We start from the raw sequence: 17,568 nt of genomic DNA, 5'->3' as shown, positions 1-17,568 counted from the left end.
CTGATGACCACCGCCGCCGGCCCGCGGATCGCCGCGATCGCCCGCGCCCTCGACGACGAGGGGTACCGCGAGCGGCCGATCGCCGTCCTCGACCTCGACGCCTTCGACGCGAACCTCGAGGACCTCGCCCGCCGTGCGGGCGGCACCCCGATCCGCATCGCCTCGAAGTCCCTGCGCGTGCGCGGCCTGCTCGAGCGGGCCCTCGCCCATCCGGCGACCCGCGGCGTGCTCGCCTTCACCCTCCCCGAGGCGCTCTGGCTCGTGCAGCGCGGGGTCGACGACGTGCTGCTCGCGTACCCGACGGCGGAGATCGGCGTGATCCGGAGCCTGTGCATGCTCCCCGGCACCCTCGAGGCCGTGACCCTCATGGTCGACGGGACCGCCCAGCTGGACATGATGGTCGCCGCGACACGGGACCTCCGCCCCGGGCGCGACCGGCCCCCGCTTCGCGTCGCGATCGAGCTCGACGTCTCCTACGCCCCCGCGCCCGGGCTGCGGTTCGGCGCCCACCGCTCCCCGGTGCGCACCGCCGAGCAGGCCGCGGCCCTCGCCCGGGAGATCGCCGCCCGGCCCGCGCTGCGGCTCGTGGGGATGATGGCCTACGAGGGGCAGATCGCCGGGGTCACCGACACGGCCCGCGGACCCTACGGCGCCGCCGTGCGCACGATGAAGCGCCTCTCCCGCCCGGACGTCGCCCGTCGGCGGGCCGAGGCGGTCGCGGCGGTGCGCGAGGTGGCGGATCTCGAGCTCGTCAACGGCGGCGGCACCGGCTCGCTCGAGTCCACCGCCGCGGAGCCCGCCGTCACCGAGGTCGCCGCCGGGTCCGGGCTCATCGGCCCCGGCCTGTTCGACGGCTACCGCGACTTCACCCCGCGCCCCGCCCTCCACCTCGGGCTCTCCGTGGTCCGTCGTCCCGCGCGGGAGGTCGCGACGCTGCTGGGCGGCGGGTGGGTGGCGAGCGGGCCGCCCGGGCCGGACCGCCTGCCCACGATCGCGCACCCTGCCGGTCTGCGCTTCGCCCCGCAGGAGGCCGCCGGCGAGGTGCAGACCCCCGTGCTCGGCCCCGAGGCCGAGCGGCTCCGGGTGGGGGACACCGTGTGGCTGCGCCATGCGAAGGCCGGCGAGCCCGCCGAGCACACGAACGGCTACGTCCTCGTGGCCGGAGCGGGCACCGACGCGGACCCGATCCGCGTCCAGGGCTGGCTGCCCACCTACCGCGGCGAGGGCGCCGTGTTCCTGTGAGCCGCTGACCTCCCGACCGACCCGGAGCGAAGGAGCCCCGCATGCGCATGCCGCCCGTCCCGCACCGCACCTGGAGCGGCGCCCACCGCTGGACCCCGCAGCAGGTGCTCACGCCCGCGAGCGAGGAGGAGGTCCTCGACGCGATCGCCCTCGCCCGCACGCTCGGCACCACGCTGCGGGTCGTGGGCGGCGGGCACTCCTTCACCCCGCTCGCCGCGACCGACGGCGTGCTCGTCTCCCTGGACCGGCACCGGGGCCTCGTCGGCGCGGATCCCACGACGGGCCTCGTGACCCTGCGCGGCGGCACCCGGCTGTGGGAGGTCGCGGGCCTCCTCGCGCCCCACGGTCTCGCCCTCGAGATCATGGGGGACATCGACCGGCAGTCGATCGCCGGCGCGATCCAGACCGGCACCCACGGCACCGGAGCCGCCTTCACCGGCTTCTCCGGCACGGTGCGCGCGCTCCGCCTCGCCCTCGCCGACGGCTCCGTCGTCGAGACCTCCCCGCAGCGGGACCCTGACCTGTTCCACGCCGCCCGCCTGGGCCTCGGCGCGATCGGGGTGGTGCTCGAGGTGACGCTGCAGTGCGTGCCGCGCTACCGGCTCGCGCTCACCGAGGCGACGCGCCCGCTCGCGGAGACCGTCGGCGGGTTCATCGAGCAGTCCGCCGCCGTCGACCACCACGAGTTCTTCTGGTTCCCGCGCACCGACCGCGCGACCGTGCGCAGCAGCGTGCGCCTGCCCGCCGACGCCCCCGTGCACCGCCCCGGGCGCGCCGCGGACCTCCTGCAGCGGGAGGTGCTCGGCAACGGCGCCTGGGAGCTGCTGTGCCGCGCGGCGAGCACGGCCCCGGCGCTCAGCAGGCCCGTCGGCGAGATCGCCTCCCGGGTCTTCGCCGGCTCCCCGATGACGGACGACTCCGCCGCCGTCTACGCCGCCCCGCGCCGCGTGCGCTTCCACGAGTCGGAGTGGGCGATCCCCGCGGAGCGCTTCGAGGAGGCCTTCGCGGCGCTGCGCCGCCGCTTCGAGGAGGAGCACGTGCGCGTCACCTTCCCGCTCGAGATCCGTCGCGCCGCCGCGGACGACGTCTGGCTCTCCACCGCCCACGGCCGCGACACCGTCTACCTCGCCGCGCACCGCTACCACCGCGAGGACCCCGGCCCCTACCTCCTGCTCGTCCAGCGCACCCTCGCCCCCTTCGCCGCCCGGCCCCACTGGGGCAAGATGCACTGGCTCGGCGCACGGGAGCTGCACGCCCTCCACCCGCGCCTCGCCGACTTCACCGCCGTGCGCGCCGCGGCGGACCCGCAGGACCTGCTCCTCACCCCCTACCTGCGCCACCTGCTGGGAGCCGGTTCCCGTCTCTGAGCTGGACTCGTAGGCTGGCGGTGATGAACGCCGAGACCCCCGCCCCCGTGCCCACCGTCCCCGCCGTGCCCGCCCCGCAGGAGCTGCTCGCGATCGCCGTCGCGGCCGCCCATGAGGCCGCCGAGTACATCCGCTCCCTGGACCGCGACCACCTCGCCCGCGAGTACAAGACGTCCAGCCACGACATCGTCACCGAGCACGACAAGCGCAGTGAGGAGATCATCGTCGCCTCCCTGCGCACGGCGCTGCCGAGCTGCCGGATCGTGGGGGAGGAGGGCGGCGAGCGCACCGCCGCCCAGGCGGGCCCGGAGCAGGTCAGCTTCTACGTCGACCCGATCGACGGCACGAGCAACTTCGCCGCGGGGCTGCCGCTGTTCTGCGTCTCGATCGGCGTCGCCGTCGGCGCGGGGGAGCAGGAGCGTCTCGTCGCCGGGGTGATCGACGTGCCGATCCTCGAGCAGGTCTTCACCGCGGCTGACGGCCCCGCCGCGCTCAACGGCCGCGAGATCACGCCGCGGGCCACCCACGCCGCGGCGGACGCCCTGCTCGTCACCGGCTTCCCGAGCCAGCGCATCATCGAGGAGGAGCCGGAGGTCGCCGCCCGCGCCGCGACCGACCTGCACGTGGGCGTCTCCGCCGTGCGGCACCTGGGCTCCGCCGCGATCGAGCTCGCCTACGTCGCCGCCGGCTGGGCGGACGCCACCGGCCTCGGCTCCATCAACGCCTGGGACGTGGCCGCCGGCTTCCACATCCTCGAGCGCGCCGGCGGATCCCTGCGCACCTGGCCCGCGCTGGGCGACCCCCGGCTCCCCGCGCACCACCAGCCCGCGTACGTCGCCTGCACCGGTCAGGAGCGGATCGAGGTCTTCGACCGCCTGCAGGACGAGCTGCAGGCGGCACGCGAGGCTCGGGCCGCCGGCGCCGCGAGCGCGCGCGTGTGATCCTCGTCAACGGCGGCTGACCTGGTGTGCGAGCACCCTCCCGGCAGTGCTAACCTTCTCGAGTCGCTCGTTGACATGGGGCTATGGCGCAGTTGGTAGCGCGTCTCGTTCGCAATGAGAAGGTCGGGGGTTCGAATCCCCCTAGCTCCACAAAATTTCATCAGTCGAAGGGCCCCGGTTCGCCGGGGCCCTTCGTCGTCCCCCGTCCTCTCCTCGCTGCAGGTTCGCGACCGAGATCGGCACCTGTCCGGAAAAGTTCGCGGATTCCCTGGCGTGTCGGCCGCGGAGCGCGTTGGATCACAGGTGCACCACCCCGACGAGAGCAAGGAGACCCCATGACCGACGCTGATCTGACCTCCCCGTACGACCCGGATGGTGGCTACGACCCGGACGGGGGTTACGACCCGGACGGCGGGTACGACCCGGACGGGGGTTACGACCCCGACGGGGGCTATGACCCGGACGGGGGCTATGACCCGGACGGCGGGTATGACCCGGACGGCGGGTATGACCCGGACGGCGGGTATGACCCGGACGGCGGGTATGACCCGGACGGCGGCTATGACCCGGACGGCGGGTATGACCCGGACGGGGGTTACGACCCGGACGGGGGCTACGACCCGGACGGCGGCTACGACCCCGATGGCGGCTATGACCCGGACGGCGGCATCGGCCTCGTCTGACCCTGCTCGACCCCGTTGACGTGCGGCGCCCGCCCTCCCGGCGGGCGCCGCAGGTCGTTCAGGCTCCGTCGACCCAGGCCCGCAGCAGCGCGCGGTCGTCGTGCGGCAGCCGGCGCGTGCCCACGAGCTGCTCGGTCTCGTCACCCTTGCCGGCCACGAGCACCGTGTCCCCGGGGTGGGCCATCGCGAGCGCCGCCCGGATCGCATCGGCCCGGAACGGTACCTCGATGCAGTCCGGGCAGCCGGCGCGCACCTCGGCGCGGATCCGTGCGGGCGGCTCGCGGCGCGGGTTGTCGTCCGTGAGCACCACGAGGTCCGCGAGCTCCGCGGCGATCGCGCCCATCTCCGGTCGCTTGGAGCGGTCCCGCTCGCCGCCCGCGCCGACCACGAGCAGCACACGCCCCGCGGTGCGCTCGCGCACGCTGCGCAGGGCCGCCCGCAGCGCCCCGGGGTTGTGCGCCGTGTCCACCATGGCGCGCACGCCCTCGCGCTCGCCGATCACCTCGAGCCGCCCCGGGGGCGGCGACACCCGGGCGAGGCCCTCGACGACCGCGCCCGGGTCCCCGCCGAGGGCGATGACGGCGGTCGCCGCGAGCAGCAGGTTCGTCACCGCGACCGCGTGCACCGTGGGCAGCTCGGCCTCCCACGTCCCGTCCCCGATCCGCAGCCGGCCCCGCAGCGCACCGGACTCCTCGACGGCCTCGAGCAGCTCCACGTCGCCGCCCGCGCCGACGGTCACCAGGTGCGCCCCGCGGCGCGCGACGGCCTCCGCGACGAGCTCCCCGTGGGCGCTGTCCGTCGCGACGACGGCGAGTCCGTCCGGGCGCAGATGCTCCGTGAACAGACGCAGCTTCGCGGCGCGGTACGCCTCGAGCGAGCCGAGGGTGTCGAGGTGATCGCTCTCGATCCCGGTGCTCACGGCGACGTCCACCGTGACCCGGTCCAGCAGGCCGTCCTTGAGGATCCCGACGAACGCCTCGAGGGACACCGCCTCCGCCCCGTCGCGGGACTCCTCCGCGATGATCGCGGGCAGGTGGTCGGGCGACTTCCGGAAGCGGGTGGGCTCCCGTGTGCCGTTGACGTGGGCGACGCCGAGCGAGTCCACGCCGGCCGCCGCCCACCCCGCGGCGCGCATCAGCTGCACCGTCGCGCTCGCGACGCTGGTCTTCCCGTTGGTGCCGGTCACCGCGCTGATCCTCGGTGCTCCCGGCGTGATCTCCACCCCTCGCAGCATGTGCCGCCCCCTGCCGTCGTCGAACGGACCAGGACGCCGACGCACGCCGTCCCGGCCCCATCCCATCACGGCCTCGCGGAGGGCGGGAGCCCCCGGGCGGTCCCGTCGTCGCCGGGCCGGTGCGCCGGGATCGCGGGGGACCGGCCCGCGGGCCGCTCGAGCTCACTCACGAGCAGCAGGTCCTTGTGCGGCCCGCGCACCTGCCAGGTGAGGGCCCAGCGATCCTCGTCCGGCAGCTCGAGCCGGCCCCGGTAGACGTCCGCCCCGCACAGGTGCACGAGCGGCGAGCGCGCCTGCCAGCGGTGGAAGGGGGAGCCGTCCGGCAGGTGCACCGTCCAGCCGTCGTCCCCGCGCAGGATGCGCAGCGTGCGGGTGACGGGGCTGCGGCGGCCGTCCTCGCGCCGCAGCTCACCGCTCTCCGCCCAGAGCACCTCGCCGGGTCCGTGCTCCTCGAGCAGCGCGGTGCCGCGCACGCTCATCCGCTCGCCGGCGACGCGGTCCTCGATGCGCCGGGTCAGGTCCCAGGCGCCGAGGAGCTGCGTCGGTTCGGGGGTGACGTCGCTCCCGCGCATCCGCTCAGCGGCCCCCGCCGAGCGGCGCCGCGAAGAAGTCCCGCTCGTGCCGCACCGAGACCAGGAAGGCCGTGCGCATGGCCTCGCGCACCGGGCTGCTCGCCCGGGCCGCGCACGCGGTGACCAGCTCGACCGCGCGGAGCGTCTCGGCGTGGAAGTCCGGGTCGCCGTAGGTCGCGAGCCAGTCGCCGTAGGGGTGGCCCCCCGTCCCGGAGCGGGAGAGCCGGGCGCCCACGTCGTCGTAGATCCAGAAGCAGGGGAGCAGCGCCGCGGCGAGCTCCTCGTAGCGACCGCGCGCCGCGAGGGCCAGGAGGTGGTCCACGTAGGCGCGGGTGGTCGCATCGGGCTGGGCGGCGAAGAGCTCCTCGGGGCCCAGGCGGCCCGCGTGCAGCTCGGTCTCCGCGGCGATGGCGCCCTGCGCGGCCCCGGCCCAGAAGGCCTGCTCCTCGGCGGAGGGGGCGAGGGTCGACGCGGCGGCGAGGGCCCGCGAGTACTCCTGGAGGTAGAGCGCGTCCTGGGCGAGGTAGCGGTGGAACGCGGGGCGCGGGAGGGTGCCGTCGGCGAGGCCGCGCACCACGGGCAGCGCGTCGATCTGCGTGCGCAGCTCGGCGGCCGCCTCCCACCACTCCTCGGCGATCGTCGCCGCGGCCGGGACATGGGTGCCGGCCGCCTCCCACAGCGCCGCGAAGTGGGAGACCGGGCCGCTGCCCCGCCCCACCTCGAGGGAGTCCGCCGCGGCGATCGCGCCCGCGAGCCAGTCCTTCGCCCCGCGCACGGCGCCGGCCCAGTCCTCGCCGCGGCCGCGGAGGGTCGCGATCGCGGAGGAGAGGGAGCAGCCGGTGCCGTGCGTGTTCCGCGTCGCGATCCGCGCGCCGGGCAGCGCGGCGAGCACCCCCTCGGGGCCGACGAGGGCGTCGGGGGAGTCCGGCCCGCTCAGGTGACCGCCCTTGGCGAGCACGAGCACCGCATGATGGGCGGCGAGCTCCTGCGCCTGGGCGAGGGCCTGCTCCCAGGTGCTCGCCTCGGGTCGCTCGGCGAGCACGGCGAGCTCGGGGAGGTTCGGGGTGACGAGGTGCGCATGGCGGAGCATGTCCCGCAGCGCCTGCTCGGCGGAGTCGTCGAGCAGCCGGTCGCCGCTCGCGGCGACCATGACCGGGTCGAGCACCACGACCGGGGGCCGCACGTCGTCCAGCCAGGTGGTGACGGTGTCGATGATGGTGCCGTCGAAGAGCATGCCGATCTTCACGGCGTCGATCGTGACGTCCTCGCTCACCGCTCGGAGCTGCGCGTCGAGGAACGCGGGCGGCGGCACGTGCACCTCGCGCACGCCGCGGGTGTTCTGGGCGACGAGCGCGGTCGTCGCGGCCATGCCGTAGCCGCCGTTCGCGGCGATCGACTTGAGGTCCGCCTGGATGCCGGCGCCGCCGGTGGGGTCGGTGCCGGCGATGCTGAGGACGCGGGGGACGGGCAGGCTCATCGGGCGTCCTCCCAGGCGCGGCGCAGCTCCGACGCGGCGTCGAAGGGGGAGGGGGAGGAGCAGATCGCGGAGACGACGGCCGCGCCGTCGAGCCCGGCGCGGCGCAGGGCGGGGAGGTCCGCGGCGGTGATCCCGCCGATCGCGACGGCGGGGAGAGCGGTCGCGGCGGCGACGGCGGCGACGCCCTCGACCCCGATCGCGGCGGGGGCGTCCGCCTTCGTGGTGGTGCCGTGCACGGCGCCGATGCCGAGGTGGTCGGCGCCGGCGGCCTCGCCCTCGCGGGCCATGGCGGCGGTCTGCGCGGAGACGCCGATGACGGCGCCCGGGCCCAGGAGCCGGCGCACGAGGTGCGCAGGGAGGTCGGACTGGCCGACGTGCACCCCGGCGAGGCGCACCCTGGTCTCCCGGGCGGCGAGGACCACGTCGACGCGGTCGTCGACGATGATCGCGACCGACGGGGGCAGCGTCTCCGTGAGAGCCGCGCAGAAGGCGAGCGTGTCCCGGGTGGGGAGCTGCTTGTCGCGCACCTGGACCGCGGTGACCCCGCCGGCGACGGCGTCCCGCACGGCGGTGACGGGGTCGTGGCCGGCCCGCTCGAGCTGCGGGCGGTCCACGACGAGGTAGAGGGAGAGGTCGACCTCAGGAGGGGTGCTCATCGTCGTCATCGCACCTTCGCCTGGTCGCGGACGTCCTGGGGGCTGAGCGCGTGGAGCCCGTCGAGCAGCCCCACGGCGAAGGAGCCCGGGTGCTCGGCGGTGCGGGCGGAGCGCTCGGCGGCGAGGGTGAGCACCGTCGTCGCGGCGACCGCGGCGACGAGGCGGTCCTCGACCACGGCGGCGAAGGCCGCGGTGATCCCGCCGAGCGCGCAGCCGGCACCAGTGACCTTCGTGAGCAGAGGGCTGCCGGTGGCGACGCGCACCACTCTCTCCCCGTCGGTCACGAGGTCCACCGCGCCCGAGACGGCGACGACGGCGCCGGTGCTGCGGGCGAGGGTCGTGGCGGCTTCGTGGGAGTCGTCGGCGGAGTCGATCGAGTCCGCGCCGCGGCCGCCGGCGGAGAGCCCCGCGAGGGCGCGGATCTCGGAGGCGTTGCCGCGGATGATCGCGGGCTCCTCGGTCACGAGCCGCGCGGCGAGGGCCGTGCGCACGGGCAGGGTCCCGACGGCGACGGGGTCCAGCACCCAGGGGGTGCCGGCGGAGCGCGCGGCGGCGACGGCCTCGACCATCGCCTCCCGCTGCTCGGCGCCGGCGGTGCCGAGGTTCACGAGGACGCCGTCGGCGATCCGCGCGAAGATCCCGGCCTCCTCGGGCACGGCGACCATGGCGGGGGAGCCGCCCACGGCGAGCAGCGCGTTCGCGACGAGGTTCGTGGTGACCACGTTGGTCAGGCACTGCACGAGGGGGACCCGCGAGCGGACCTCCTCGAGGGCGGCCGCGAGGACCGCCGGGTCGGTGGGGGCAGAGGCGTGCGCGAGTGTCATGGCGACATCCCTTCGCTAGTCCGAGCTAGATCAGGTTCGACGGGTGTCATCTCAGCCCGGTCCTCGGGCACCCCGTGTCACTGCAGGCCACCGTACGTGATCGTCGCCCGCGCGGGGGCGGCGTCCGCGGCCGGGCCGCCGACGTCGCCCCGGTGGGGAGAGCCTCAGGCGGTGCGCAGGCCGCGACGCACGAGGATCAGGCACAGCGCGCAGAGCACCACGAGCATCGAGAGCGACGCGGGGTAGGCGAGCAGCGGCAGCAGCGCGGCGAGGATCGTCGGCAGCAGGAACCCGAGGTAGGCGAGCGCGTAGTAGACGCCGGTGAGCCCGGCGAGATCCTCCGCCGTCGCGATGCTCTGCACCTGCAGCAGCCCGGCGACGACGAGGGTGCCGTAGGCGGCGCCGAGCACCATCGCCACGAGGATGCCGAGGACCGGGCTGCCGATCGCGGTCGCGAGCACCGCGAGCACCAGGCCGACGCACATCGCCGCCTGGCCCACGGGCAGGGATCGGCCGCCGGTGAGGCGGTCCAGCCGCGGCACGAAGGACTGCACGACCGCCCCGGTGCCGAGCGTGAGCACCGTCAGCGCCGTCGCGTACAGCGTCGCGCCGTCCCCGAGGTGGCTCTCGACGCTCGCGGGGATGACCGCGTAGGCGACGCCTGCCGCGCCGAAGATCCACGGCGCCGCGGGGACCACGGCGCGCGTGAAGCGGCGGTGCCCGGCTGCGGGCACGCGGAGGTCCTCCCACCAGTGCCCGGCGGCGGGCCGCTCGACACGACGGGTCTCCGGTGCGAGCAGGAGCAGCGGGGTCGCGAGGACGGCGAGGCCGCCGTGCACGAGATAGGGGAGGACCTCGGGGAGCGGGGCGAACTGGGCGAGCAGCCCGCTCACCCCGGCGCCGAGGGCGAAGCCGAGGGTGAGGGTGAGGGAGGGGCGGCGGGCGCCCGCGACGGCCGGGGCGCCGATCTCGTACGGCGGCGAGGAGAGCTCCTTCATCCAGGCCGTGCCGACGGACATGGCCGCGCCGACCCCGAGCCCGGCGAGCACCCGGCCCAGGCACAGCAGCGCGAAGACGTGGGGGCTCGCGGCGAGGAGCGCGCTGCCCAGCACGGTCGCGGCCATGCCCACGAGCATCACGGGGCGGCGGCCGTGGCGGTCGGAGAGTGCGGCGGCGACGAGCAGGCCGGGGGCGAGCCCGGCGACGTAGGTGCCCAGCAGGAGGTTCGCCTGCCAGGCGGCGTAGTGGCCCACGGACTCGTAGACGTGCAGGAGCGGGGTGAAGTGGTTGCCGCCCCAGGCGAGCAGGAAGGTCGCGGGGACCACGAGCCTCCAGGGGGCACGGATCGCGGTGCGGCTCATCGTGCGCCCCCGTCGAGCTCGTAGGCGTCCTCGACGTGGGCGCGCAGGCGCTCGGCGAAGGCCGCGGGGTCGCTCGCGGCGAGGAGCGCGGCGAGCTCCTCGTGCTCGGCGAGGAGGGCGGGCATGGTGCCGCTGCGCTCGTCGAGGACGGCGGCGGTGAGGCGGGCGAAGCGGGGGCCGAGGTCCTGGCAGATCCCGGCGACGACGCTGTTGTCCGCGGCGGCGATGAGGGCGAGGTGGAAGTCGAGGTCGGCGGCGGCGAAGGCGAGCGGGTCCTGGGCCTCCGCGGCGGCGCGCTGCTGGTCCAGCAGGCGCCCGAGCTCGGCGGCGAGGGCCGGCATCGCCGCGGGGCGGGAGAGCAGGGCGGTGCCGGCGGCGGCCTCGAGCATGGTGCGCACGGCGATCAGCTCGCGGCGCTCGCGCGCGGTGACCGCGGTGACGAGGGCTCCCTTCTTGGGGAGCAGCCGCACCAGGCCCCAGCGCTCGAGCTGGAGCATGGCCTCACGGGCCGGGGTGCGGCTGATGCCGGTGGCCTCGGCGAGGTCGCTCTCGCGCAGCAGCTCGCCGGCGGGCAGCGCGCCCTCGACGATGCGGCGGGCGGCCTCGGCGGCGGCGCGGTGGGCGAGGGTTCCCCTCTCGGGCTCCCTCCAGGGCAGGGCGTAGGCGACGTTCACCCGATCGACCGTAGCTGATGCATGCATCAAGGGATGCATTGGGGTGAGGAGTGAGACGCCGGGTCGGAAGGGAGTGCCGCCCGTCGTGCCCCGAGGAAGCGGCGGACCCCCGGGGAGCGGGGCTCCCCGGGGGTCCGGTGCGGGTTCGGCGCCGGGGCGCCGCTCTCAGAGGGTGCTGGCGAAGGGGTCGAAGTCCGCGGGGACCGGCGGGACCGTGCCCACCGAGCTCTCGACGGTGACGAACTCGCCCGAGGCTGCGGACTCCTCGGCGGAGAGCATGACGTCGAGCACGTGGTAGCCGAGCTCGCCGCTCGCGACGTGCGGACGGTCCTCGCGGATCGCGCGGACCATGTCGAGCAGGCCCAGGCCGCGGCCCACGACCACGCCCTTCTGCGGGACCTCGATCCACTCCTGCTCCGGCGGCTTCTCCCCGAAGGACTCGAAGGGCTTCACGTAGGCGATCCGGCCCTCGAACTGGTTGGGGTCGGGGACCACGAGGGAGCCCTCGGTGCCGTGGATCTCGACGATGCCCTGGCGGGCGAGCGGCGAGTCGAAGCTGACCAGGGAGGTGCCGGTCTGGCCGGCCTCGAACTGGGTGAGCACCGAGATCGTCGAGGGGACCTCGACGGGGAAGGTCTGTCCCGCGTTCGGGCCCACCTTGATCGCCCGCTCCTCGGAGGCGCGCAGGCCCACGGCGGCGACCTTCTCGACCGAGCCGAACAGGCTCACGAGGGTCGTGAAGTAGTACGGGCCCATGTCCAGCAGCGGGCCCGCGCCCTGGGCGAAGAGGAAGCCGGGGTTCGGGTGGAAGACCTCGGGGCCCTGGTACTGCATCGAGGTCTGCGCGAACAGCGGGCGGCCGATGGTGCCCTTGGCGATCTCGCGCTTGGCGGTCTGCACGCCCGGGCCGAGCACCGTGTCCGGTGCGCAGCCGACGCGCAGGCCCGCGGCCTCGGCCTGCTGCAGCAGGGCGGCGGTGGACTCGCGGTCCAGGCCCAGCGGCTTCTCGGTCCACACGTGCTTGCCGGCCGCGATCGCGGAGGAGGAGACCTCGGCGTGGACGGCGGGGATCGTCAGGTTCACGACGACCTGCACGCCCGGGTGGTCCAGGACGTCCTGGGCCGTGCCGTGCGCGGGGACGCCGTGCTTCTCCGCCTGGGAGCGGGCGCGCTCGGTGTCGAGGTCGCCGAGGATGAGCACCTCGACGTCGGGGAAGGAGCTCAGGTTCTCGAGGTAGGTGTCGGAGATGACGCCCACGCCGATGAAGCCGACGCCGATGGGGCTGCTCATGCGACGAAGCCCCCGTCCACGAGGAAGCGGTAGCTGTTCTCGACGTCCTCGAAGACGTCGCCGGGCACGTTGTCGTACTCGATGACGGCGTACTTGACGTTCGTCGCGGCCTTGAGGGCCTCGACGGTGGGGACGTCGCCCTCGCCGGCGTGGCGCTGGTCGAGGTCCGAGGAGTTGAACTTCGGGGCGTCGGGGGCGAAGGGGTTCGAGGCCGGGGCCACGCCGTCCTTCACGTGCACGGCGACGAGGCGGTCGCCGAGCTCCTCGACGAGCGCGACGACGTCCTGGCCGCCGACGAGGGCCCAGAACAGGTCCAGCTCGATCTCGACCGACGGGTCCACGAGGGAGAGGAAGCGCTGGTAGGCGGTCTGGCCGTCGAAGCTCGCCAGGAACTCCTGGGCGTGGTTGTGGTAGCCGACCTTGAGGCCGAACTCCTTGGCCTTCTCCGAGGCGGCGTTGAGGCGCTCGGCGATGTCCTTCACGCCGTCCTCGGTGATCCAGCGCTCGGTGGGGACCATCGGGTCGATGACGGTCGTGATGCCGATCTCGGCGGCGGCCTCGAAGACGACCTCGTTGGAGGGGGTGGGGATGGAGCCGTCCGGCGTCCACAGCTCGTCGGAGAGCAGCGGGGCGTGTCCGGTGGGGGAGGCGAGGCCGCTCTTGTCGAGGGCCGCGCGGATCTCCGCGGGGCGGCGGACGAAGTCGAACGCCTCGACGTTCTCCAGCCCGATCTTCGCGAGCTTGTCGAGGGAGCCGTCCATGTCCGCAGTGAACTCTGCGGCCAGGGTGTACAGCTGAACGGAGGCAACGGGGAGTGCCACGGGGAACCTGCTTTCACGCGTCATCATCGGGCGAGAACCACGCCGGGGAGGCGTGCTGGTGGAACGCTAGCACGCAAAAGCCTCCATGTGGAGGTTTTCTCCGGGTACAGTGCGGTCCATGGCAGCGAAGCACTCCCTCCCCGCGGGGCCCGACCCCGACGCACCGGCCCCCGACCCCGATGCGGCGGAGCCGTCGGACGCGCCGGCCGAGCGCGCCCCCGAGCCGATCGGCCGGCCGGGTGCGTACTCCAAGGGAGTCGCCCGTCGGCAGGAGATCCTCGACCGTGCGATCGAGGTGTTCCGCGAGCGCGGGGCCGACGGCACCTCCCTGCGCCGCATCGCGACCGCGATCGGCGTCTCCCACGCCGCCCTGCTGCACTACTTCGACTCCCGCGAGCAGCTCCTCGTCGCCGTCTACCAGCACGCCGAGGCGCGCCGCGAGGAGAGCTCCGGGTACCGCAGCGGCGTGAGCGCCGCGCTCGACGCGATGATCCGCGCCGCGGAGATCAACGTCGAGGTCCCCGGCCTCGTCCAGCTCTACTCGACCCTCGTCGCCGCCTCGCTCGAGACCGCGACCGGTCCCGCGAAGGAGTACTTCGCCCCCCGCTTCGAGAACCTGAGGGAGGAGCTCGAGCAGGGTCTGCGCGCGGAGCAGGAGGCCGGCACCGTGCGGGCCGACGTCGACCCGGGGCACGTCGCCGCGCTGCTCATCGCCGCCTCCGACGGTCTCCAGATCCAGTGGCTGCTCGAGCCGTCGATCGCCCTGCGCAGCACGCTGGAGACCTTCGCGGTCATGCTCGCCCCGCCGTCCTGAGAGCCCCGGCCGGTCAGCCCGGTCACCACTTCTTCCACCGGTGCACCGGGATCGCTACCGTGAGGAGCGAGGCCCCGGACGGGCCTGCGGACGAGGGAGCTGTACCCGCACCACGACAAGACGGCCACGGAGGTGACCTGTCATGTCCTGGATCCTGCTCGTCGCGGCGGGGGTGATGGAGGCCGTCTGGGCCGCCGCGCTCGCCGCCTCCCACGGCTTCACCCGCCGCGTGCCCACCGCCCTGTTCGTGGCCGGTCTCGTGCTGAGCATGGCCGGGCTCGCCGTCGCCATGCGCGAGCTGCCCACCGGCACCGCCTACGCCGTCTGGGTGGGCATCGGCGCCACCCTCACCGTGATCTGGGGGTACGTCACCCACCAGGAGCGCCCCACCGTGCTGCGCGTGTCGCTGCTCGTGCTGCTCGTGGGCTCCGTGGTGGGCCTGAAGGCGGTGAGCTGACATGGCGTGGACGATCCTGCTCGCGAGCGCGGTCCTCGAGGCGGTCTGGGCGACGGCCCTCGGGGAGTCGCACGGCTTCACCCGTCCCGCGCCCACGCTCGTCTTCCTCGTCGCCCTCGCGCTGAGCATGGCGGGCCTCGGCCGGGCGACGCGCGAGATCCCGCTCGGCACCGCCTACGCCGTGTGGACCGGGACCGGCGCCGCGCTTACCGTCGGCGTCGCGATGGTGACCGGCGGCGAGGAGGTCTCCCCGCTGAAGATCCTCTTCCTGCTGGGGATCATCGGCGCGGTGATCGGGCTCAAGCTCGCCCCGTCCCCGTCCCCGTCAGCGGAGTCCGAGGCGGGCTGACCTGCGGGCGGCGCGGTCCGAGCCGCGGGGCTCACTCCTCCGCGGTGCGGACCAGGCAGCCGTGCCCGTCGCCGTCCGCACCGTGCACGGCGCGCTCGCGGCGCAGCAGCTCCGCGGTGCGCACGAGCCGGGGCAGCGTGATGATCGCGAGCCCGCCCACGATGTTCAGGGGGATGACCCAGCACATCCAGACCAGCCACTGCGTGTACGGGATCGGGGCGCCCGCGTGCATCGCCGCGAAGATCACCACCGAGTTCAGGGCGCCGTGGAGCATGCCGAGCCCGACGACGAGGAAGCCCGAGAGCAGGGCGTTGGCGAGCGTCACGATCCCCTCCGAGGATCCCTGGCCCATGCGGGTGACGAGGGTGATCGTGAAGCCCGCGAGCAGGGCGAGCGCGACGGTCTCCGCGGTGGGTCCCTTCTCGAGGTAGCCGGCCGCCGTGCTCGCGAGGACGTCCTCGAAGCGTGGGAACGCGGCGACCAGGATCCAGGTGAACAGCCACCCACCGGCCAGGTTCGTCACGAGCGTGACGGCCCACAGCCGCAGCAGCTGGGCCCAGGTGCCGTGGCGTGCGAGCACCGCGTTGATCGGCAGCAGGAAGTCCTCGGTGAACAGCTCCGAGTGCGCGAGGCGGAGGGCGAACAGGCCGATCCCGAAGGCCGCGCCGCCCAGCAGCTTCGACCCCGTCGCGTCGAGCACCGCGAGCATCGCCATGAGGCCCAGCGCCACGTCGATCCCGCCGAACAGGCCGGTGATGATCAGCGCGCGCCAGGTGCGGTGCAGGCGCTCGGCGCCCTCGGAGACGGTCGAGCGGAACTCGGCGACGAGCTCGTCCTCGACCGGCTCGTCGGAGTCGCCGAGGCGTGAGCGCTCCTCGGCATCCGCCTGCTGCGCGCGTCGGGCCATGGGACGGTCCTTCCTCCGGGTGAGGAGGACATCGTGGCAGGTGCCGGGGCGCGGCGCATCCTCACGGACGTCGGCCCGGTGCCGCCCCCGCCGGGACCCGCCGTACGCCGGGCCGCTGCGCGGCGGCGAGATCTCGCACCGCGGCACGGCCCTGCCGACCCTCAGCCCCAGGGGATCGGGGTGAAGCGCCCGTGCGCCCCGCGCGTGAGCAGCAGCGCGTCGAGCGGGGCGACCTCCGCGCCGCTCACCTCGAGGTGCTCGAGCACGGCGGCGAGCGCGGCGCGCGCCTGCTCGTCCTGCTCCTCGCGGGAGCCGTCCTCCACGAGGAAGCGCAGCACGATCCGCCCCACGCGCCGGCCGTGCACCAGCGGCGCCTCGACGTCGGTGCGTTCGACGACATGGCGGCTGCCCAGCGCGAGCGCCGCCTGGTCGAGCAGGTCCGGGGGATGCACGCCAGGGCGCAGCGCGCCGAGCGGGACGTGGAGGCGATAGCTGGGCATGCGGCCAGCCTAGGGGCGCGCCGGGGGCGGGAGAGGCCCGCTCCCGCCGTCCATGTCCCGGCGTGCGGCCGGCGTCGAGGCGCGGCCGGTACCCTCCACCTCGGGCGGGAGCGCCGCCCCGCCGTCGGCCCCCGGGAAGGTCACCATGACGCGGAGCATCGTCCTGATCCACGCCGTGCGCTCCTCGCGCACCATGTGGAAGGGGCAGACCCGCCGCCTCCGCGAGCGCGGGTACACCGTGATCGCCCCGGACCTCCCCGGGCACGGGCGCCGGCGCGGGGAGCCCTTCACCCTCGAGGCCGCGCTCGCCACGATCGACGAGGCCGTCGCCGCGTGCGAGGAGCCGCCGCTGCTGGTGGGGCTGTCGCTCGGCGGCTTCCTCACCCTGCACTGGGCCGGCACCCACCCCGGGCGGCTCGCCGGCGTCGTCGCCGCGGACTGCACGATCGTCCCCGGGCCCGCCCTCGCCCGGCTCTACGGCCTCTGGATCACGATGAAGGACTGGCTGCCGGGGGACTCCGACGCCCGCGTCGCCCGCGCCTTCGCCCGCCGCCACAGCGACAAGGCCGCCCGCCGCTACTACGGCGGCGGCCGCGCCCACGGCGTGGTGCGCACCGTGGTGCAGACCATCGGCTCGCTCGAGCTCCTCACCGACGTCGCCGCGATCGACGTGCCCGTCACCTTCGTCAACGGCGAGCACGACCCGTTCCGGCGGCACGAGGCGCTGTTCGTCGAGGCGGCGCGGGACGGGCGGCTCGTCATCCTCGACGACGCCGGGCACATCGCGAACCTGTCGCGCCCCAAGCGCTTCGCGAAGGTGCTGCGGCGCGCCGCGGCCGCCGGGGCGGAGTCGCGGCTCGCCCGCGAGGGCTGAGGCCCGCCGGGGCGCGGATCGTGCCTGCGCGGCCGTCAGGCAGGCAGCTCGCCCGTGCGCAGGAGATGCGCGAACTCGCCGGCGAAGCGCTCCGCGTCCGCCTTGCGGTGCGGCATGAACGCGAGGTCGCGCCGCCCCTCCACGGCGAGCTTCACCCGGGAGAACGCACCCACCCGGTAGCTCACCCCCGTGACCGCGGGCGCCGGCACCTCGCGCTTGACCTTCGCGCCCTTCAGGCCCCCGGTCACCTTCACCACGAGCAGCCGGCGCGCGGTCACGACGAGCACGTCGGGGAAGTCCCCGGCGACGCCCGGGAGGGCGAGCAGCACCTGTTCCTCGGGGTCGAGGACCTTCGGCACGTCGCGCTGGAGGCCGGGTGAGGCGAACAGCTCGTTCCTCACCAGGGCGGTGGCATAGGACATGGAGGCGGGGGTCGAGGCCATGCCGTCCATCGTAGGAGGGGCGTGGAGGAGGGCGCCCATGGGGAGTCCTCCCCATGGGCGGACGGCCGGAGGATCGCTACGG

Annotated in this window: 20 protein-coding genes, 1 tRNA gene and 2 riboswitches; of the genes, 9 read left to right on the top strand and 12 right to left on the bottom strand. The window is 74.9% G+C overall.

What is annotated here, in order from left to right:
* The first annotated feature begins 3 nt into the window (after window positions 1-3).
* The 5 genes from ABD080_RS00270 to ABD080_RS00250 all read left to right on the top strand — a co-directional run bounded on the left by ABD080_RS00270 (window position 4) and on the right by ABD080_RS00250 (window position 4,233).
* Entirely contained in the window at window positions 4-1,242 is a 1,239-nt protein-coding gene (locus ABD080_RS00270; RefSeq protein WP_343903252.1) for an alanine racemase, read from the top strand.
* Window positions 1,243-1,283: 41 nt separating this feature from the next.
* Window positions 1,284-2,609, top strand: coding sequence for a D-arabinono-1,4-lactone oxidase (locus ABD080_RS00265; RefSeq protein WP_343903251.1), 1,326 nt, complete (start codon window positions 1,284-1,286; stop codon window positions 2,607-2,609).
* A gap of 23 nt (window positions 2,610-2,632) precedes the next feature.
* Window positions 2,633-3,550 carry an inositol monophosphatase family protein gene (locus ABD080_RS00260; protein ID WP_343903250.1) on the top strand — a complete coding sequence of 306 codons (918 nt, stop codon included), beginning with the start codon at window positions 2,633-2,635 and terminating at the stop codon, window positions 3,548-3,550.
* Between the two features lie 77 nt (window positions 3,551-3,627).
* Window positions 3,628-3,700 (top strand) — tRNA-Ala (locus tag ABD080_RS00255).
* Between the two features lie 185 nt (window positions 3,701-3,885).
* On the top strand, window positions 3,886-4,233 hold the full coding sequence (locus ABD080_RS00250; protein WP_343903249.1) for an ICP22 family protein: 348 nt from the start codon (window positions 3,886-3,888) through the stop codon (window positions 4,231-4,233).
* A 58-nt stretch (window positions 4,234-4,291) separates the two neighbouring features.
* On the opposite strand, the gene ABD080_RS00245 is transcribed toward ABD080_RS00250, so the two are convergent.
* The 9 genes from ABD080_RS00245 to ABD080_RS00205 all read right to left on the bottom strand — a co-directional run bounded on the left by ABD080_RS00245 (window position 4,292) and on the right by ABD080_RS00205 (window position 13,142).
* Window positions 4,292-5,419: a Mur ligase family protein gene (locus tag ABD080_RS00245; RefSeq protein ID WP_343903248.1), complete on the bottom strand. Its 1,128-nt coding sequence runs from the start codon at window positions 5,417-5,419 to the stop codon at window positions 4,292-4,294.
* A gap of 113 nt (window positions 5,420-5,532) precedes the next feature.
* Window positions 5,533-6,039 carry a DUF6314 family protein gene (locus ABD080_RS00240; protein WP_343903247.1) on the bottom strand — a complete coding sequence of 169 codons (507 nt, stop codon included), beginning with the start codon at window positions 6,037-6,039 and terminating at the stop codon, window positions 5,533-5,535.
* Window positions 6,040-6,043: 4 nt separating this feature from the next.
* A complete protein-coding gene (locus ABD080_RS00235) occupies window positions 6,044-7,516 on the bottom strand; it encodes a bifunctional hydroxymethylpyrimidine kinase/phosphomethylpyrimidine kinase (RefSeq protein WP_343903246.1) in 1,473 nt (490 codons plus the stop codon).
* Window positions 7,513-8,172, bottom strand: coding sequence for a thiamine phosphate synthase (gene thiE, locus ABD080_RS00230; protein WP_343903245.1), 660 nt, complete (start codon window positions 8,170-8,172; stop codon window positions 7,513-7,515). The genes ABD080_RS00235 and thiE overlap by 4 nt, the downstream gene beginning before the upstream one ends.
* Before the next feature lie 5 nt (window positions 8,173-8,177).
* A complete protein-coding gene (gene thiM, locus ABD080_RS00225; RefSeq protein WP_343903244.1) occupies window positions 8,178-8,996 on the bottom strand; it encodes a hydroxyethylthiazole kinase in 819 nt (272 codons plus the stop codon).
* Window positions 8,987-9,081: riboswitch (TPP riboswitch) on the bottom strand. Its footprint overlaps the gene before it by 10 nt.
* A 79-nt stretch (window positions 9,082-9,160) precedes the next feature.
* Complete coding sequence (locus ABD080_RS00220) at window positions 9,161-10,357, bottom strand: MFS transporter (protein WP_343903243.1); 1,197 nt, start codon at window positions 10,355-10,357, stop codon at window positions 9,161-9,163.
* On the bottom strand, window positions 10,354-11,031 hold the full coding sequence (locus tag ABD080_RS00215; protein ID WP_343903242.1) for a GntR family transcriptional regulator: 678 nt from the start codon (window positions 11,029-11,031) through the stop codon (window positions 10,354-10,356). The genes ABD080_RS00220 and ABD080_RS00215 overlap by 4 nt, the downstream gene beginning before the upstream one ends.
* A 165-nt stretch (window positions 11,032-11,196) precedes the next feature.
* Entirely contained in the window at window positions 11,197-12,321 is a 1,125-nt protein-coding gene (locus ABD080_RS00210; RefSeq protein WP_343903241.1) for a Gfo/Idh/MocA family protein, read from the bottom strand.
* Entirely contained in the window at window positions 12,318-13,142 is an 825-nt protein-coding gene (locus ABD080_RS00205) for a sugar phosphate isomerase/epimerase family protein (RefSeq protein ID WP_343903240.1), read from the bottom strand. Before ABD080_RS00205 ends, ABD080_RS00210 begins: the two co-directional genes overlap by 4 nt.
* 118 nt (window positions 13,143-13,260) lie before the next feature.
* Between ABD080_RS00205 and ABD080_RS00200 the strand changes: the two genes are divergently transcribed.
* The 3 genes from ABD080_RS00200 (at window position 13,261) to ABD080_RS00190 (ending at window position 14,762) form a co-directional block, all read left to right on the top strand.
* On the top strand, window positions 13,261-13,956 hold the full coding sequence (locus ABD080_RS00200; protein WP_343903239.1) for a TetR/AcrR family transcriptional regulator: 696 nt from the start codon (window positions 13,261-13,263) through the stop codon (window positions 13,954-13,956).
* Between the two features lie 65 nt (window positions 13,957-14,021).
* A riboswitch (guanidine-III (ykkC-III) riboswitch) is annotated at window positions 14,022-14,085 on the top strand.
* 13 nt (window positions 14,086-14,098) lie between these two features.
* Window positions 14,099-14,413: a DMT family transporter gene (locus tag ABD080_RS00195; RefSeq protein WP_343903238.1), complete on the top strand. Its 315-nt coding sequence runs from the start codon at window positions 14,099-14,101 to the stop codon at window positions 14,411-14,413.
* A gap of 1 nt (window position 14,414) precedes the next feature.
* Complete coding sequence (locus ABD080_RS00190; RefSeq protein WP_343903237.1) at window positions 14,415-14,762, top strand: DMT family transporter; 348 nt, start codon at window positions 14,415-14,417, stop codon at window positions 14,760-14,762.
* A gap of 31 nt (window positions 14,763-14,793) precedes the next feature.
* Here ABD080_RS00190 and ABD080_RS00185 read toward each other — a convergent pair whose 3' ends face one another.
* Window positions 14,794-15,669, bottom strand: a complete 876-nt coding sequence (locus ABD080_RS00185) for a formate/nitrite transporter family protein (RefSeq protein ID WP_343903236.1) — start codon at window positions 15,667-15,669, stop codon at window positions 14,794-14,796.
* Window positions 15,670-15,830: 161 nt separating this feature from the next.
* Window positions 15,831-16,169, bottom strand: a complete 339-nt coding sequence (locus ABD080_RS00180; protein WP_343903235.1) for a hypothetical protein — start codon at window positions 16,167-16,169, stop codon at window positions 15,831-15,833.
* Between the two features lie 145 nt (window positions 16,170-16,314).
* On the opposite strand from ABD080_RS00180, the gene ABD080_RS00175 reads away from it, so the two are divergent.
* Window positions 16,315-17,043: an alpha/beta fold hydrolase gene (locus ABD080_RS00175; protein ID WP_343903234.1), complete on the top strand. Its 729-nt coding sequence runs from the start codon at window positions 16,315-16,317 to the stop codon at window positions 17,041-17,043.
* Between the two features lie 35 nt (window positions 17,044-17,078).
* Here ABD080_RS00175 and ABD080_RS00170 read toward each other — a convergent pair whose 3' ends face one another.
* Complete coding sequence (locus tag ABD080_RS00170; protein ID WP_343903233.1) at window positions 17,079-17,486, bottom strand: hypothetical protein; 408 nt, start codon at window positions 17,484-17,486, stop codon at window positions 17,079-17,081.
* Between the last annotated feature and the right edge of the window lie 82 nt (window positions 17,487-17,568).

Source organism: Brachybacterium rhamnosum (assembly GCF_039526185.1).
GTDB classification, from domain to species: Bacteria; Actinomycetota; Actinomycetes; order Actinomycetales; family Dermabacteraceae; genus Brachybacterium; species Brachybacterium rhamnosum.
This window is presented reverse-complemented; position numbering and strand designations above follow the sequence as displayed.